This window comes from Ruegeria sp. HKCCA0370 (genome assembly GCF_013033705.1).
Taxonomy (GTDB): Bacteria; Pseudomonadota; Alphaproteobacteria; order Rhodobacterales; family Rhodobacteraceae; genus Ruegeria.
In genome coordinates, this window is record NZ_WQEP01000002.1 from 13,497 (window position 1) to 29,842 (window position 16,346).

General features: G+C 57.2%; 20 protein-coding genes and 2 tRNA genes. 5 read left to right on the forward strand and 17 right to left on the reverse strand.

Translation table 11 applies throughout. The features are described 5' to 3' along the window. Nucleotides 1-200 precede the first annotated feature (200 nt). Together GOW31_RS06260 and GOW31_RS06265 are read left to right on the forward strand one after the other, a co-directional pair. Complete coding sequence (locus GOW31_RS06260; RefSeq protein WP_171168737.1) at nt 201-1,721, forward strand: serine protease; 1,521 nt, start codon at nt 201-203, stop codon at nt 1,719-1,721. A gap of 266 nt (nt 1,722-1,987) precedes the next feature. Beyond that, nucleotides 1,988-2,383 (forward strand): nuclear transport factor 2 family protein, encoded by a 396-nt coding sequence (locus GOW31_RS06265; protein WP_171168740.1) that lies wholly within the window; start codon nt 1,988-1,990, stop codon nt 2,381-2,383. 629 nt (nt 2,384-3,012) lie between these two features. Here GOW31_RS06265 and GOW31_RS06270 read toward each other — a convergent pair. The 16 genes from GOW31_RS06270 to GOW31_RS06345 form a co-directional block, all read right to left on the reverse strand. Continuing rightward, nucleotides 3,013-3,087: transfer RNA gene (locus GOW31_RS06270), tRNA-Phe, on the reverse strand. 79 nt (nt 3,088-3,166) lie between these two features. Then, nucleotides 3,167-3,349: a DNA gyrase inhibitor YacG gene (locus GOW31_RS06275; protein ID WP_171168742.1), complete on the reverse strand. Its 183-nt coding sequence runs from the start codon at nt 3,347-3,349 to the stop codon at nt 3,167-3,169. After that, nucleotides 3,346-4,368: a ribonuclease E/G gene (locus tag GOW31_RS06280; protein ID WP_171168744.1), complete on the reverse strand. Its 1,023-nt coding sequence runs from the start codon at nt 4,366-4,368 to the stop codon at nt 3,346-3,348. The genes GOW31_RS06275 and GOW31_RS06280 overlap by 4 nt, the downstream gene beginning before the upstream one ends. After that, nucleotides 4,365-4,943, reverse strand: coding sequence for a nucleoside triphosphate pyrophosphatase (locus GOW31_RS06285; protein ID WP_171168746.1), 579 nt, complete (start codon nt 4,941-4,943; stop codon nt 4,365-4,367). The genes GOW31_RS06280 and GOW31_RS06285 overlap by 4 nt, the downstream gene beginning before the upstream one ends. 11 nt (nt 4,944-4,954) lie before the next feature. Next, nucleotides 4,955-5,173: a translation initiation factor IF-1 gene (gene infA / locus GOW31_RS06290; protein ID WP_005978431.1), complete on the reverse strand. Its 219-nt coding sequence runs from the start codon at nt 5,171-5,173 to the stop codon at nt 4,955-4,957. A gap of 91 nt (nt 5,174-5,264) precedes the next feature. Beyond that, nucleotides 5,265-6,140, reverse strand: coding sequence for a carbon-nitrogen hydrolase family protein (locus tag GOW31_RS06295; protein ID WP_171168748.1), 876 nt, complete (start codon nt 6,138-6,140; stop codon nt 5,265-5,267). 67 nt (nt 6,141-6,207) lie between these two features. Next, nucleotides 6,208-6,477 carry a DUF4242 domain-containing protein gene (locus GOW31_RS06300; protein ID WP_152458857.1) on the reverse strand — a complete coding sequence of 90 codons (270 nt, stop codon included), beginning with the start codon at nt 6,475-6,477 and terminating at the stop codon, nt 6,208-6,210. Between the two features lie 63 nt (nt 6,478-6,540). After that, nucleotides 6,541-7,134, reverse strand: a complete 594-nt coding sequence (locus GOW31_RS06305; protein ID WP_171168750.1) for a GNAT family N-acetyltransferase — start codon at nt 7,132-7,134, stop codon at nt 6,541-6,543. Continuing rightward, nucleotides 7,127-7,525, reverse strand: coding sequence for a ketosteroid isomerase-related protein (locus GOW31_RS06310; protein WP_171168752.1), 399 nt, complete (start codon nt 7,523-7,525; stop codon nt 7,127-7,129). Before GOW31_RS06310 ends, GOW31_RS06305 begins: the two co-directional genes overlap by 8 nt. Nucleotides 7,526-7,527: 2 nt before the next feature. Further along, nucleotides 7,528-7,980 carry a low molecular weight phosphatase family protein gene (locus GOW31_RS06315; RefSeq protein WP_171118521.1) on the reverse strand — a complete coding sequence of 151 codons (453 nt, stop codon included), beginning with the start codon at nt 7,978-7,980 and terminating at the stop codon, nt 7,528-7,530. A 3-nt stretch (nt 7,981-7,983) separates the two neighbouring features. Then, on the reverse strand, nt 7,984-8,463 hold the full coding sequence (locus tag GOW31_RS06320; RefSeq protein ID WP_171168754.1) for a UPF0262 family protein: 480 nt from the start codon (nt 8,461-8,463) through the stop codon (nt 7,984-7,986). A gap of 98 nt (nt 8,464-8,561) precedes the next feature. Further along, on the reverse strand, nt 8,562-9,863 hold the full coding sequence (gene hisD, locus GOW31_RS06325) for a histidinol dehydrogenase (protein WP_171168756.1): 1,302 nt from the start codon (nt 9,861-9,863) through the stop codon (nt 8,562-8,564). A gap of 61 nt (nt 9,864-9,924) precedes the next feature. Beyond that, on the reverse strand, nt 9,925-10,446 hold the full coding sequence (locus GOW31_RS06330) for a GNAT family N-acetyltransferase (protein ID WP_171168758.1): 522 nt from the start codon (nt 10,444-10,446) through the stop codon (nt 9,925-9,927). Continuing rightward, nucleotides 10,447-10,923: a DUF2948 family protein gene (locus GOW31_RS06335; protein ID WP_152458869.1), complete on the reverse strand. Its 477-nt coding sequence runs from the start codon at nt 10,921-10,923 to the stop codon at nt 10,447-10,449. Then, nucleotides 10,920-12,188: a UDP-N-acetylglucosamine 1-carboxyvinyltransferase gene (gene murA, locus GOW31_RS06340; RefSeq protein ID WP_171168760.1), complete on the reverse strand. Its 1,269-nt coding sequence runs from the start codon at nt 12,186-12,188 to the stop codon at nt 10,920-10,922. Before murA ends, GOW31_RS06335 begins: the two co-directional genes overlap by 4 nt. 6 nt (nt 12,189-12,194) lie before the next feature. Continuing rightward, nucleotides 12,195-12,350: a hypothetical protein gene (locus GOW31_RS06345; RefSeq protein WP_171118532.1), complete on the reverse strand. Its 156-nt coding sequence runs from the start codon at nt 12,348-12,350 to the stop codon at nt 12,195-12,197. Between the two features lie 83 nt (nt 12,351-12,433). Between GOW31_RS06345 and GOW31_RS06350 the strand changes: the two genes are divergently transcribed. The 3 genes from GOW31_RS06350 (at nt 12,434) to GOW31_RS06360 (ending at nt 13,979) form a co-directional block, all read left to right on the forward strand. Beyond that, a tRNA-Thr gene (locus GOW31_RS06350) sits at nt 12,434-12,508 on the forward strand. Between the two features lie 79 nt (nt 12,509-12,587). Beyond that, nucleotides 12,588-13,217: a DUF6538 domain-containing protein gene (locus GOW31_RS06355; protein WP_171168762.1), complete on the forward strand. Its 630-nt coding sequence runs from the start codon at nt 12,588-12,590 to the stop codon at nt 13,215-13,217. Between the two features lie 492 nt (nt 13,218-13,709). Beyond that, nucleotides 13,710-13,979 (forward strand): HlyU family transcriptional regulator, encoded by a 270-nt coding sequence (locus GOW31_RS06360; RefSeq protein ID WP_171168764.1) that lies wholly within the window; start codon nt 13,710-13,712, stop codon nt 13,977-13,979. Nucleotides 13,980-14,302: 323 nt separating this feature from the next. Here GOW31_RS06360 and GOW31_RS06365 read toward each other — a convergent pair whose 3' ends face one another. Further along, nucleotides 14,303-16,018, reverse strand: coding sequence for an adenylate/guanylate cyclase domain-containing protein (locus tag GOW31_RS06365; protein ID WP_254441653.1), 1,716 nt, complete (start codon nt 16,016-16,018; stop codon nt 14,303-14,305). Between the last annotated feature and the right edge of the window lie 328 nt (nt 16,019-16,346).

Consider the following 16,346-nt stretch of genomic DNA (forward strand, 5'->3'; position numbering starts at 1 on the left):
TGGCCTCGCCGCTGGCGGCCCTTAGCCGACATTGGGTTTGATGTTCGGATGCTGCGTTAGCAGCTCACTTAGCTGACATTCGTCCACGGTGCAGCATTTCAATTGGAACCCAAGTCAGCACCGCAGACCTAAGTGGCAATCCACTATTGAAACGTGGATCAGCCTTTGGTTGACTGAAACACCAGCGGCTACGCATTTTAATGGGTTCGCAAATTAACCCAAAATCGGATTTCTCAATGACAGGCACCGAAAGCGACGGCCAAACATATTCAGCTCCCATAATCGATACAAATCCGAAGATAGCAAATCTGGCACTTTCTTGGCGCACCCCGCGATATAGTGCCGAGGATGGGCTCGGCCCCATGGGTAGTATGCATGAAGCGGGCTCGTCGCTTGTTGCGATCAGCAAAGAAACCCCAGCAGGCACCACCGTCATCGGAAGCGGTGTAATGGTTGCCCGAGGACTGTTGCTGACGGCCACTCATGTTTTGGATGAGTTCAGAGGGTTAGGGTTTGGTCCGGTGTGTATGAGCTTTTTACCTAAGGGCCCTCGCGTATGGTTGCCATACGCGTCAACAACAGTGAGCGGCCAGAGCAAATATGATCCTAACCATAGCGTCGTCTCTGACATTTCCCTTGTTAGCTGCACCCTAAACTCGGATGCCATACCGGAGGAACCGCTCATGCTGACGCCCATGCGAGTGGCATTGCCGCTCATCAGGCAACGCCTCTGGGCCTTTGGTTTCCGTCATCAGGCCATTTCGGAAAATATCCCGTTAGTCACCCCCTTTGTATCTTCAGGTCGCGTGTCAGGGGCGTTTCCCTATGGGCGCGGCGAGCGCATGCCTTCGCCTTGCATCGAAGTAGACATGGACACACTCGGCGGAATGAGCGGTGGGCCGGTTGTGAATGATAAGGGCGAATTGATTGGAATCGTGTCATCATCCTGGGAAGGCGGGCCTTCCTATGTCACGTTAATCTGGGACGTGCTTAGAACAACAGTTGATACACCACCGGGTCTATTTGAACGCTTTGAAGAAATCAGCTTGATAGGCGCGTCAAAGCTGCGGGCCGCGCGGGTTTTGGGCGAAGTTCAAAATAAGCCTTGGGGGGATGTGATTATTAAATTCTCCGAGGAAGAGAGCGACCTTTTTGAGCAATCGAAATCCTATTTTGCCAATGATGAAGCGCTTCCGAAGGACCCGCACAGGTTCACTTCAGCCAAAGTGGAAGGTTTTGCAGAGAGGTATGATGAACAACTTGAAGAATTCGTCGAGCAGGCAGCTGAAGCCGAACTCTTGGCACTTCCACTTGCAGCATGTTTGTCCTTCCTTAAAGCAGGCGACGTTCCGGCACGCTTTCTAGATAGTATTTCGCAGGTCACGGCGGAGGTGTTGGAGGGGATCGAGGACTTTGAAATTATTTCCATCCGTGACGAGGGCAGCGGTTTCCTGAAATTGCGCTGCTATTTTCATCTTCGCACCGTTGCATGGACTGCCTCTATGCCCCAGCGGGCCTATGAAACACTCGACAATTCGTTCAGCGATAGATTTATGTTGGCGCAGGGGCATGCAGACAATGTCGATTTGGAGCTTATACAACGATGCGTGTTTCAGGCAGAAATGAACTTTAAGCTTGCCACCGAAGCATTCAGTTCATTCAATCTCATTTGGCTTGGGGTGCGTCATCGGAAAAAAATAGTAGTAAAGGGCAGTCCATAGCGCCGCAAACGAACGGTATCCGCCGCCTGCTCTACGTTCTGATGCGGCCCACAGCCGACATTCGGTATCTCTCAGATTTCACCTATCGGCTTCCCGAAAGCTGCCGTTCGTTCAAAACGCAGAAATTTCAATGAGCGGATGGCCGTGAGGCAAACAAACCTGCCATCGTTGAGAAGCGCTGTTAAGCAAACTTGATTGCTTTCAGAGGCCCGACTAACGTTTCTGCAACCATGTGTTTTCGCGATTTTTAGGACATGTAAATATAGATGATACCGGATGTACAAACCGCCCGCCGCATAGCTCAAGATCATTGCGCTGCATGGACAAACCAGGCGCCTGGCGCTGTTGCCGGAAGATATGCTGAACTTGCAATCATGATAATGAACGGTGGCGACCCAATGAGGAGCCGGACGGAGATTGGCGACATGGCGGCGGGTTTTATGGCTGACTTCCCTGACCTCGTTCTTAACCTCGACATGGTTCTCGTCGCCGATCACCACATGGTTTATGCGTGGACTTTCGAAGGCCATCATAAAGAGACTGGTAACCATGTTCGTTTCTCGGGCTGGGAAGAATGGGACTTAGACGACAACCTGAACGTCACCAAATCGCTCGGTTGGTATGATGGTGTGGATTACGAACGCCAAGTTGCGGGAACATGACCATATCCGGCGCCAATTCGCGCACTGTACGCACAGTCATATACGGCAAGTCAGACCCACATGAGGCGTTGTGAGCGCCTCCAATGGATCGCATGGGTTATTCAAAACGCAGACACCTGCGATGAAATAGATGTTTGGGAAAACAAACGAAAAGGCCAAAGAAGCGTTCTCCTCTGGTATCAGGAAGATTTCCTCGTCGTCTTGAGGGTGAGAAACGGATACTACCTGCTAAAGTCAGGATACTGCATCGAGTATGAGAGCGCCCGGCGAAAAAAGCGCAAAGAGAGAGATGCCTATTTCCAGCGCATCACTTAAAACGGCAAAGGCCGTCGCACAAAGTGCAACGGCCCTCGTTTCTCTTTCCACACTTGGTAGATGAGATGACTGATATATGTGCTATGAGCGTGTGAATGTCAAGTTAAGGCTCCGCTCCAACCAGAAGTCGGTAAAGGCAAACGGTCTCTTCTTCTGACTTCGCCAGAACGCAGTCATGCACGACCCAACCGGCGATTCACAAGTGCTGAATGTTAGTCCATAATGATTTGCAGTCCCGGTGCAGTCCCGGGCAATCAACCAATGAGGTGCAGAAAGGGCTAAACCGTCAACGCATTGCTTTTCTTGAAGAAAAGTGGTGCCCGGGGGCGGAATCGAACCACCGACACGAGGATTTTCAATCCACTGCTCTACCCCTGAGCTACCCGGGCACGGGAACGACGTTCGTCGTTGGGTGGGGGCCTTCTATGACTTGCTACCAGCGGTGTCCAGAGGCTTTTTTACATTTTTTCAATGTGGTCGCTTTGGCGTGAAGTCCTGCGTGTCATCCTCGACTTCAAGGTCCTCTTCGCGCTGCGACGGAACCGAGTAGGACCCGTTCAGCCATTTGGCCAAATCAATGTCCGCACACCGCCTGGAACAAAACGGACGAAACTTCTGCTCGGTCTCGCCTCCGCAAATCGGGCAGCTCATTTCAGGATCTCCATCACAGGAACTCGACCACGCTTTCGCTGCAACTCAAAGTGGCCCAGCGGGGTCCAGCCTGCAAGAATCGTCTCGTCCGGGTCTGATCTGAACGCGGCACGCAAAGCGGATTCAAACCCGCGGCGATCCTTCTTTGGCATGGGCGCGAGGTCCAGCGTAATCTGACCAGCCAGCCCACGTACGCGCAAAGCACGGGGCAGCATCTTGGCGCAGGCGAAATTGGCCTTGGTGCCCGCCGCGAGCGAGGTGTCCGCTCCGGTGTTCACATCCACGGCGACCAATGCGCGTGTGGGTTCGATGTAAAGATACCCTCCGCCCGGTAAAGGCTCGGACGCTCCACGCATCGTATCCAGCGCATCCAGAACGCCGTGGGTTTCGAACCCGCCCGCCTGGGTCACGACTTCGGCCGGGTCGGTCCAGTCGCGCCAGGCAAGGATATGGGGGCTGTCACCCTCGCTGAGAAGTTCAGGCTCGGTCCCGTCGTCATTCATCACCTGCTCGGCCTGCGTCAACATGGCCGAGATGTCTTCCGAGATCTCTTCGGCATCCGCACCCGCGCAGCAGGAGCGCAGGATCAATCCATAGGCGCTGTCACCCATCTGCTCGTGCGCGATTTCAAGCAGTTGATCTCGTGTGTCCTCGTCCTTGATACTGCGCGAAATGTTCAGGCCCGGAGCGTCCGGCGTAACAATCGCATAGCGGCTTTTGAAGAGGATGCGATTGCTCACCGGTATGGCTTTGCCGGGCTCTGCAAAGCCGGTGACTTGTACCAACAACAGGGCGCCGGGACCCAAGCCTTTGACTTGTCGCAGGAACGCAGGGCCATCTGGCGTGGTCAGGAACATTCCGCCCTGCCCCTTGACCGGGCGGTCAGCCCGGGCGCGGTAGATCGTGCCGGGCGCGGGTGCGTCTGTGGCGATCAAGAAGTCATCCAACTTGCCGTCGACCATCAGCGCAGCCGCTTCGCGGCCTTGGATGTGGTCCAGAACAATGGTGCGACCTTTCATGATGCCTCTCGATACAGTGGATAGCCGATGCCTTGCAGCAAGGCTGCGGTCTCGGACAGGGGCAGGCCGACGATGCCGGTAAACGACCCCGAAATCCATGGAATAAAAGCCCCTGCGGGCCCCTGAATCGCATAGGCGCCTGCCTTGCCGCGCCAGTCTCCGGTCGCCAGATAGGCGTTGATCTCGACATCCGACAGACGTTTGACCTTGACCTGTGAGACGACATCACGCTGTAGCACACGGTCTCCGCGTCGGACCGCAACCGAGGTGATCACGCGGTGACGACGACCAGACAGGGAATGCAGAAACTCCGCCGCCTGCCCCGCATCCTCGGGCTTTCCCAGAATCCGACGCCCCAAGGCCACGGTGGTATCTGCACAGAGGGTAACGTCACCTCTATCCGCCTGAACAGCCTGCACTTTTTGGCGCGTGATGCGGTGGCAATACGGAACCGGAAGCTCGCCCTTCAAAGGCGTTTCGTCGATGTCAGGAGGGCAAATGGCATCGGGCCGCACGCCAAGCTGGTCCAGCAGGTCTAGCCGTCTTGGGCTGCCCGATCCGAGAATGAACGCCATTGCGGCAGGCGTTACTTGAAGCGATAGTTGATCCGACCCTTGGTCAGATCATATGGGGTCATCTCGACCTGAACCTTGTCGCCGGCCAGAACACGGATGCGGTTCTTGCGCATCTTGCCTGCCGTATGTGCGATGATCTCATGGCCGTTTTCCAGCTCGACCCGAAACGTCGCATTAGGCAGGAGTTCCTTCACGACACCGGGAAATTCGAGCGTATCTTCCTTGGCCATGTTGTCTCCATCATTACGTTGCACCCCCAGAATCTGCGGGGGTGTGCGCTTAAATGAGCCTATTTCGGCCTTATTTCAAGGGCGGAATCACCTAAAGAGCGGATATTGTGACCGATTCGACTCGGGCGGCCTGTTCCTCCCAATGGGTTCGGTTCAGCACGTGACCGTCCGCGCGGACCTCGGCGATGGCTGACAGGTCGACATCCGCATAGGTCCAGCCCGGCTGATTCAAAGTGCCTTCGGCCAGCACACCGGTGGCCGGAAACCCCTTGTCGGGCGGGCCAAAGACGCCTCCGGTCCCGGTGTTCATATCCACCGCCTCGGACCATTCGTTGTTCCCGACCAGCGAGGCCATGACTGTAACGCATTGATTTTCCAAAGCTCTTGACATTGCGCCAATCCGCACGCGCCAGTAACCCGAAAGCGCTTCGGTACAGGATGGCGCAAGAATCAGGTCTGCCTCGCTCAGCGCGCGGCCCAGCAACGGAAACTCGCTGTCATAACAGATCAACACACCGATCTTGCCCAGCGCGGTGTCGAAAAGCTTGAGCGGACCACCGGGGGCGATGTCCCAATCCTCGCGTTCGAACCGGGTCATAATCTGTTTGTCCTGATGGTCGAAACTGCCATCCGGCGTGTAGAAGGCGGCACGGTTCACCGGACGCCCGGTTCCATCAACAACCGGCGCGGACGCACCCAGAATGTAGGTTTTGTACGTCTTGGCGAGGCGGGTGTGCAGGTTTTGTACATCCACCATCCGGTCGGACACGGCCCGGATCGACCGCTCCAGATCGCCCGCCACGTCGGCCCCGTCCAGGGTCGACAGCTCCATCGCGCCGTATTCGGGAAAGACCAACAATTCGGCCCCCTGCCTTGCGGCCTGGGACACCCACCCCTCAAGCTTGTCTTCGTATTGTGCCCAGCTATCCAACCAGTCGAGATCATAGGCGGCAGTTGCGACTTTCATGGCAGCGTCCCCGTGCGGTCAAATTCGCATGACCTTAGTCGCGGACGCAGACCGGAGTACAGCCCAATTACCCTGCGGTCGTCGGATCGATGATCGTGGTCACTTCGGTGATCGTGTTGGCCGGGAACCCGCTGAGTTCCGCATGCTTGTGGATCGCGTCCTCGCTCTCGGCCAGATAGATGCAAAAGGTCTTGTCACCAGCAACATAGGAATGCTCCCACTGCACGCCGGGTATTTGCGCCAGCGCTTCGTTCGACTTCGCAGACGCGCCGCACAGTTCGTCACCGGACATGGAACCGACACCCGGAAGATCGCGTTCGATAACATAGCGTTTCATGGCAATTCCCCCACAGAAAACCCAACACTACCATGATTCGGGAGTTTTTTCTGCGTTTGGCGTTCAGAGATCCCGGATCCAGAACTGAAGGGGTTTTTTCGATTCGCCTTCTTCGCCAATATCTTTCCACGAAAACTGTGCGATCGCACCGGGCAAAGGCGTGTATCCCCGCGCGCGCCAGAAGGCATCCAGCGGGCGGTAATTGTCGGGCCGCATCGGATGATCTGCCGGGCGTTGTACGCCGCAGAATGCGCATTTGGTGAAACCCAGCGCGCGGGCATGGGCTTCGCGGGCGTCGAAGAACCTGTGGCCGACACCCTGCCCGCGATAGTCGGGCAACAGCACCGATTCGGCGCAATAGAAGATGTCATGCAGGTCAAGCCCGGTGCCCTCGAAGGCCGCCGCGAAATCTTCGGCGTGGTCGGTCAGGGGGGCGCCGGTTGACGCGCCGATCAGACGGTCGTTGTCGAATGCGCCCACCACGATGGCCTTGTCGCTGTCGCGGTAGGATTGCAGGTATTTCCGTTCATATTCCAGGTCGCCATCGTAAAGATACGGCCAGGCGTGAAATACCTTGATCCGCAGCCGGGCAACGTCATCAAGGGCGGCTTCCAGTGCCGCTCCGGTCAGGGGGCGGACGCCGGTGACCTCAGCCATTCGAAACCTGCTTGGTCCAGTCCGCCAGGTTGTAGAAAGTGGTGACGCGGGTGATCTTGCCATCCTTCAGGTCGAAGAACGAACCGGCAGGCAGGCGGTACGTCTGGCCATGCGCATCCGCCAGGCCGTCATCGGTTTCCAGATAGGTTCCGTTGACGATGAATTCGGCTGCTGCGCGGGTGCCGCCTTCGGCTTCGAACACGACGATGTCGGTCAGGTTTTCTTTGTAGCAGCGATTCATGTGCGCGCAGAACGCGGCGAACTTGTCCTTGCCGATGCGGATCTGGCCTTCGTTCACGTGATGGGCCACGTCATCGGACAGGCAAGCCAGCATGGCATCCACGTCACCGGCATTGAAGGCTTCGAAATAGGTTTTGACGGTCTGGTTCATGGTCACTCCGTAGGTTCGCCCCAGCGGTCTTTCAGATGTTTGATGATCTGATCGCGGGTCTGTCGGTAGTGATGTAGCTTTTCTTCGCGGGTCTCGCCCAACCCGGTAGGGTCCATTATTGGCCAATAATCGACATCGAGGTGAAAAACCCGGGTCAGTTCCAGCGCCCGGCGCTGACTGGCGGGCGAAAGCGCCACCACCAGATCGAACGAGCTTAGATCGTCGCCCCATTCCTGCATCTCGTCAAAGGACCGCGAGCGGTGACGGGACAGTTCCACACCCACCTCGTGGCAAGCCGCGATGCAGAACCCGTCAATTTCCAGATCGTTGTGCACGCCTGCGGACTGCACATAGGTGCCCGTGCCGTAAAACTTCTTCATCAGCCCCTCGGCCATCGGAGATCGAACCGAGTTGTGGTCGCAACAGAACAGGACCGACTGCGGCAGAGGCTTCACCCGTCAGCCCCCGAAATGCAGCACGCAGATCAGCGTGAACAGGCGCCGGGCGGTATCGGTATCCACTTCTGCCTTTCCCTCCAGCCGTTCCTGTAGCACGCGGCTGCCTTCGTTGTGGATGCCGCGGCGGGCCATGTCTATGGTCTCGATCTGGCTGGGAGGCAGCGACTTGACCGCGTCGAAATAGCTTTCGCAGATCTGGAAGTAATCCTTGACCACCTGCCGGAACGGGCCAAGCGACAGGTGAAATTCGGCGGCTTTTTCATCCTCTTCCGTCGCGATATCAAAGACCAGCCGTTTGTCGCGGATCGACAGTTGCACGTGGTAAGGCCCATCAGGAATGACGCGGTCATCCCGATTGGGCAGCGAAAAGCTGTTGTCTTCCAGCAGATCATAGATGGCAACCTTGCGTTCCTGCTCGATCTCAGGGGTCGGCGGCGGCAGGTTTCGGTCATCCAGTTCGATATGCGAAATGCGGGTCATCGTTATGGCTACAATCCTTTTGTCAGCACAGACCTATATCAACGGAATCCAGTCGGCAACGCAGAGAAGAGCCATATGTGTCCGGTCTTTGCATCATTTCAGCCATTCAGGCGGTTCAGACGCGCTGTGACAGAAAGGCCGTGCGCCTCGAGGCTTTCTGATTGCGCCAGCTGTTCAGCGGCGGGCCCGATGGCGCGCAGGGCCTCGGGGGTCATCTGGCTGAGCGTGGTGCGTTTGAGAAAATCCATCACGCTGAGCCCGGACGAGAACCGCGCGGACCGGGCCGTTGGAAGCACGTGGTTGGGACCGCCGACATAGTCGCCGATGGCTTCGGGCGTGTACTGGCCCAGAAAGATGGCCCCGGCGTGGATGGTTTTTTCGCTCAGCGCCACCGGGTCTGCGACGCAAAGCTCCAGATGTTCCGGGGCGATACGGTTCGACAGGATTGCAGCCTGGTTCAGATCACGGACGGTGATGATGGCGCCGAAGTCGCGCCAGCTGGCCCCGGCGATGGCGCGGCGCTGCAAGGTTTCGAGGCGTTTTTCGACCGCCTTCGCGACGCTTTGGCCAAAAGCGGTATCATCCGTGATCAGAATCGACTGCGCGCTTTCGTCGTGTTCGGCCTGGCTGAGCAGGTCCAGCGCGATCCAGTCGGGGTCGTTGTCCTTGTCAGCGATGACCAGGATTTCCGATGGGCCCGCAATCATGTCGATGCCGACCTTGCCGAACACCCGCCGTTTGGCCGCCGCCACAAAGGCGTTTCCCGGCCCGGTGATCTTGTCGACCGGCGCGATAGTGTCGGTGCCATAGGCCAGCGCCGCCACGGCCTGCGCGCCGCCGATGCGATAGACCTCGTCCACGCCCGCCAGTTGCGCGGCCAGCAGAACCAGTGGATTCACCAGCCCGTCCGGCGTGGGCACAACGATGGCCAGCCGTTCGACCCCCGCCACCTTGGCCGGGATGGCGTTCATCAGAACCGAAGACGGGTATGAAGCCAGCCCGCCGGGCACATACAACCCGGCGGCTGAAACGGCTGACCAGCGCCAGCCCAGTGTGGCCCCGGCCTCATCCGTCCAGCTTTGGTCGCTGGGCATCTGACGTTCGTGATAGGCCCGGATGCGGGCGGCGGCCAGTTCCAGCGCCGCGCGGTCTTCGGCCCCGACTTGCGCCACCGCGTCTGCGATCTCCTGCGCGCTGAAGGCCAGCGTTTCGGGTGTCAGCTCCAGCCGGTCGAATTTCGCGGTCAGTTCAATAACCGCCGCGTCGCCCCGGTTGCGGACATCGTCGATGATCTGCGCCACAACCGCGTCCACATCCGGGCTGTCCTCGCGCTTGGCAGACAGCAGGGCCTGAAAGGCGGTTTCGAAGTCGGGTGATGTGGCGTCAAGGAAAACGGGCATGATCTGGCACTCCGGGCGTTGCGCCACGGGACATATCGCCCACGGGGCGCGGCCTCAACCCTCAGCCCTGGGGGTGCAGCGATTTGCGCATGGCAAAGCAGGACAAATCCTGACGGTCACTGCATTGACCAGTGGCCTTCCAGCCGTGGCGCAAATAGAATTCCCGTGCCGTCTTCGTGCCGTCCAGATGCACCTCGGTACAGCCGCACGCAGCCAGTTGCCGTTCCAGCCGGTTGAGCAACGCGGCCCCCACCCCGCTGCCAACGTGTTCCGGGTCAACATAGAGCAAGGTGATCTTGCCGGTTTCGAACAACCCACCGACCGCGGCCACCTGCCCTTCACGCTGGGCCAGCCAGATCTGGGATCCCGGCTTGAACCAGCCCCGGATGGTCGCCGGGTCTTTGTTCGCGGTCCATTGTTCCAGATGGTCGGGATCGTTGTTGTGATCGGCCACACAAAGCTGCGTGATCGACCGGATCAGCACGCGGCTAATGTCGAACACATCGAACACCGTCGCCGGACGCAGGGCAATACCCTCGGGCACATTTGAAAACGCCTGAGAAATGCCGCGCTTGTTCTGCATCTATTCGGGGTGCTGCGGCGCCCGGCCGGATGGGGCCCGATACGGGCGCGTGACGTCCTTGAGCGTGGCATCCAACGCCTCGACCTTCAGGCGGATCGCGCCGTCACCCGCCAGGGTCAGCAAGACCTGGCCCGCGCCATCCTCGCCGGGTTCGAACTCGACGGACAGCAGCGACATGACCATGTCCTTCTCGCTGCGATCAATGCCCTGGCTGGCCACGGACAGAACGGAATCGAAGACCAGCACCGACTGCACCCGTTCAAACGGGCGGTCACGGCGGGCGGCGGCATCCTTGTCTTCCCAGCGAAAGCGGTTCAGCAACAGGCCAAAGCGGCGGTGCGACGGTTGCCATTTCATCTCGGTCACGGGAAAAACCGCATCCTGCACGAGGGTCGAGATCACCTTCAGATCTTCTGCATCCTCAGCCCCCAAATTCAGCGGGGCTTCGCGCCCGTCTTCAAAACTTGCGTCCGTCATTCGCCTTTGATCCGTTCGATTTTTGCGCCCACGCCTTCCAGCTTGCGAACCACATGTTCATATCCGCGGTCCAAATGATAGACCCGGCTTACCGTTGTCTCACCTTCTGCCGCCAATCCGGCAAGGATCAGCGACACCGAAGCCCGCAGATCCGTCGCCATCACCGGGGCGCCTTTCAGGGTTTCGACACCCGTGACGGTGGCGGTGCCGCCGTGCACCTCGATATTTGCACCCATGCGCACAAGTTCCGGGGCATGCATAAAGCGGTTTTCGAAGATACGCTCTTCCAAAACCGAGGTGCCTTCGGCGGTGCACATCAGCGCCATCATCTGCGCCTGAAGGTCGGTCGGGAAGCCCGGGAAGGGTTCGGTCACCACATCCACAGCCTGCACACGGCCGTTCTTGCGCGCCACTTTCAAGCCGTTTTGGGTTTCGGTGACACTGACCCCCGCCGCGTCAAGCTTGGCCGCGAAGGATTCAACCAGCGCCATGCGCCCGCCCAGCAGTTCGACCTCGCCGCCGCAAATCGCCGGGGCCAGCATATAGGTGCCCAGTTCGATCCGGTCGGTGACAACCTGATGGGTGGCACCGTGCAGCCGGTCGACACCCTGAATTTCTATGGTCGAGCTGCCCTCGCCCGAAATCTGCGCACCCATCTTGCGCAGGCATTCGACCAGATCGACGATCTCGGGCTCGCGCGCGGCGTTCTTGAGCACCGTGGTGCCCTTTGCCAGCGTAGCCGCCATGACGATGTTTTCGGTGGCTCCGACCGAGGCAAAGCGCATCTCGTGCACCGCCCCTTTCAGGCCGCCCGGAGCCTTGGCGTGCAGATAGCCGTCCTTCAGCTCGATCTCGGCGCCCAGCGCCTCGAGCCCTTCCACATGCAAGTCCATTGGACGGGCACCAATCGCGCAGCCACCTGGCAGAGAAACAACCGCCTGCCCGAACCGCGCCAGCAAGGGACCCAGCACCAGATTCGAGGCTCGCATCTTGCGCACGATGTCATAATCCGCCGTTTGGCTGGTCAGGTTGTGGCTCGACATCGCGATCACTTGACCATCTTGCAGCGACGACACCTCGGCCCCCAGCGATTGCAGCAGAGCGGTCATGGTCTTGATGTCGCTTAGGCGTGGTGCGTTCGTCAGCGTCAGCGGTTCTTCGCTCAGCAAGGTCGCAGGCATCAGCGTCAGACACGCGTTTTTGGCCCCCGCAATCGGTATCTGACCATTCAGCGGGCCGTTGCCCGTCACCAGAATCGAATCCATCTGCTCTTATCCCTTGTCCTTGTCGGCCTTGTCCCCAGAGGTCGCCCGCGCCTTGGCCTGCGCCTTGCGCCGGGCCATATTGGCCTTCAGCGCCGCTTTCAGCCGCTCTTCGCGCGCATCCCCGGATTTGCCTTGTTTTTTGGGTGAATTTTTATTCGTCATGATCTTTCTCTACAGGAGGTGAAAAAAACCGTCCAGACACCCTTGCGCCGCGTTTCGTTTGAGTCTAATCACCCGCCCACAGCGCTGCTGTAGCTCAGAGGTAGAGCACTCCCTTGGTAAGGGAGAGGTCGAGAGTTCAATTCTCTCCAGCAGCACCATGATTTCCTCATATTCATCAAAAACTTACGCCAAACCAACGGCTTGCACTTGCAGACTCCTACACAGGAGCCCTACACAGTGACCCTTGCCATGCCTACACCAGTCAAAGACAAAAAAAGCGGAATCTACTACGTGAGGGTGCGCGTTCCGGCGGACCTGAAAGGAATCGTTGGCCGTGCCGAGGTGTCAAAGTCACTACGCACCAGAGACCCATCAGAGGCCAAAGAGAGATTTGCGGCTGAATACAGGAAAATTCAAAAGCGATGGGCGTCCTTTAGGGCAAAGCCTGAACCTCTCCCTTTGAAAAAGATCGTTGCTCTGTCTGGTCGCGTGTATTTCCACCTGATGGAAATGCTAGAAAATGAACCGGGTGAACCTGCGATATGGGAACAGGTTTTGCGCCTGAGCCAACAGGCGGAAGCTGTCGAAGGCGGTATGGAAAAATGGTACGGTGTGGTCGCTGACGAGATACTGGCGGAAGAAGGTATTGCTATAGACAAACCGACGCGTGCGCGATTGCTACGTGAAGTTCACCGGTCTTGGACGCAGGCGGCTAGCCAGCAGTTGAAGAGAGCGGAAGGCGATTTCACCCCAGACCCTCAGGCTACGCGCTTCCCTGAGTGGGAACCCACAGCCTCGCCAAAAGTGGCAATCGGATGCAATGGTTTTCGGGCATGGCACAGTCAGACCCGGAGCGCATCTTGTTGAATACATGCCGATCGGCAGTCACCACACTTGGTACGGGCTTTTATTCGTCAAAGGGCTGACGGGATTTACAGCGTTCCTTGTGCCTTTGTCAGTTCATTTCTGGGTCGTCACGCTGGACGCAATAAAGTGTGAACGTGGCAAGCTTCCGCTGGGACTACTACTTACCATTGTCCTCCTTACTTTTGGAGAAAACGTTGAGATTCAGACCTATTTGCTCTGGCCAGGCCTCCTAATGCTCGGATGCCATCTCAGAGACGTCAAATCGGTAAATCGGGGAAACTGACATGTAGGCTGGTTTGTTGAAACGCAAGCGCGGTGTTTGCCGTTGCTTTTCAAGGGCGGATCCTTCGCCGCTTTTTTTGGGGGCATTGTGACTCTGAACGGTGCGCGCTTCCGAACCCTGGAACCAGTGACCTGACCGTGCAACGCCCTTCACTCCGGCCTTGAGCGGCGCTAGTCTCTGCCCTGAACAACGCTGAAAGGAGCCACCCGATGTCCCTCTTCTCAAAACTCTTCGGCGGCGTTGAGAAGTCCAAGCCGGATCCGGTTACTTACAAAGGGTTCGAGATATTCCCCGACCTGATGGCCGAGGGCAGCAAATTTCGCCTGATGGCCCGTATCGAAAAGACCATCGACGGAGATCGAAAGACACATACGGTGATCAGGGCGGATGTCTTCGACACTCGGGATCAGGCCGAAAGCTTTAGTATAGCAAAGGCGAAACAGGTCATTGATGAGCAAGGCGACAGCATTTTCAGCTAGGGAGGTCCTAGCTTGAAGCCTGATCTACGAGCGGAACCGATGAGCATGCTTATGCGTATAATTCTGAACGCATTCCATAGGTTATCATTTGTCAAACTTTGTTCGGCGAAGAAGTCTTTGTGCAGCAGTTTATCTGCCCTGTTATTTTGTTAGCTGCCATCGCAAAGCGCATAAAGCAGGCAATTGCGTAAAACACTGGAATGCAGGTTTTCCCCAGAGCGGAAGATCGGTCATATTTGTCGGGCTTTAGCTTCGAACCCATAGCCGATGCGTTGGGTGTCACTTTCCAGGAAAAATCGCTTTACCGGAAATCCGCGCGGCACTTATTCGGGCAAGCCGGCCAAACGCAGAGACGCGCAGTCTTTCTCCAATCGTTCTGCATCAGAGAAAAGCTGGGTTTTTGCCCAGTCTGATATGGAAAACTGAGGGCGGTATTTCATCACATTCCGCGCCTCATCTCGAGCGCCCTCAACGTTACCCGTTTCCATATGTACGATAACGAGGTCGAGATGCCCAAAGCCTTCAACTCTTTGACCATATTCGGTGAATGCCTTCTTGGCTTCCTCGTATTGACCGTCGAGCCGAAGTGCCAAACCCAGAACGCCAGCATACCAGCCGGGATAGTGAGGGTTGAGAGTAATGGCTTGCCGCGCCACGCGGATCGCTTCTTTTGCCTGCCCATTGAATGCCAATGTAATCGACAGCCTTGCAGCCACATCAGCGTGGTTTGGATTTAGCTGCAGTGCCTTGTTGAACTTCCCGATAGCAGATTCCAGTTTACCGTCGATTGCATCCGCGAAACCCGCAATTGCGTGAGCCTCTGGGTTGTAGCTGTCTATCTCCAGAGCACGTCGAGCGCAGTCGCGGGCCTCTGCCAGCGCCGCATTTCGGTCTGCTACAAAACCGTGCCTTGCTTCGACAGTACAAATGAACCCCAAAGTGCAATATGGCGCGGAGTAGCCAGGATCCAGGGAAATTGCCTGTCGAGCAAACCGACGAGCGTCAGCCTGTGCTTCCTTAGTTATTCTGCGCGAGGCTTCCACAGCTTGCAGCTGAGCAGTCCAGGCATCCAGATGTTTAGTACCCGAACCTCTGAAACGGGCCATCTCGCCCGCCAGTAATTCGACTTGAAGTTCAGTCGCAATTCTCAGGGCAATTTCATCCTGAACCTCGAATACGTCTTCTATCAGGCGATCAAACCGGTCTGCCCAAATGTGCATTCCGGACTTCGCATCGATGAGCTGCGCGGTAATTCGCACACGACTACCGCTTTGGCGGACACTTCCCTCGAGAACAAGATCGACGCCCTGCTCCAGTCCAACTTGTTTTACGTCTACCGAACGCCCCTTGTAGACGAACGTAGAGTTGCGCGCGACGACCAGTAAGTTCGGGAGTTTTGACAGAGTGGTAATTATCTCTTCGGTAATGCCATCGGCAAAGAATTCCTGATCGGGGTCAGAAGAAAGATTGTCAAAGGGTAGAACGCCGATCAGCAATGACTTCGAGTGACTGGCTGGCGTCACTCGCGGTGGTGCGGAACCGGGTGGCGACCATTGGAATACTTCGACAGGTGACAGGGCATTCTTGAACTGCCGTTCGCCAGCGCGGTGAAATTGCTCGGCGAGCCTCTCATCAAGGCTGCGATGGACGACATCGGAAATCAACACAGCCTCTTCGTCGGAAGCCTCTTGTAGCCGCGAGGCTATATTGATCCCATCGCCGAAGATGTCATCTTCGTCAAATACGACATCTCCCAGATGAACGCCCACGCGCAGTTTAAGCGAGGACTGGGCTGACACTTGGCTTTGAAGATCGAGGGCGCATCGCACGGCGTCCGAGACCGAACTAAACTCGACGATCCATCCATCGCCCATTCTCTTTACGATATTGCCGCGATGATCGCTAACCAATGGATCGAACAACTCTCGACGCAGGACACGGAGTTCGCTGAGAGTCCTGTTCTCATCCGCCTTTATCTGGCCCGAGTAGTTTACTACATCGGCCGAGAGTACTGCGGAAAGTCTGCGGTTCCCGTTCATGTCTATTCGTAACGCACAACGCGTTGCTTGGAAAAGACATCTTATTTCTTAGAGACGCTGCACAAACGCCGACCGGCCACTTTTTGGGCAAACCTGTTCCAATCAAAAATTTTCTAAAAGACCGTGGTTTGCAAGAGTCTGTCGTAGTTGACTGAGCCTACCCAACTGATCTGGTCCATGGGAGTATTGAGGAATCTGGGGCATGGCATGTCCCGTCTTGATGCAATCAGGCAGATAGTCGGCGCTTAGCAGCCCCACCACCCCTGAAGTAACAAGAACGGTGGAATGGGTGTTGATCAATAGAAGGAACCGGAGCCGCTTCAGAATG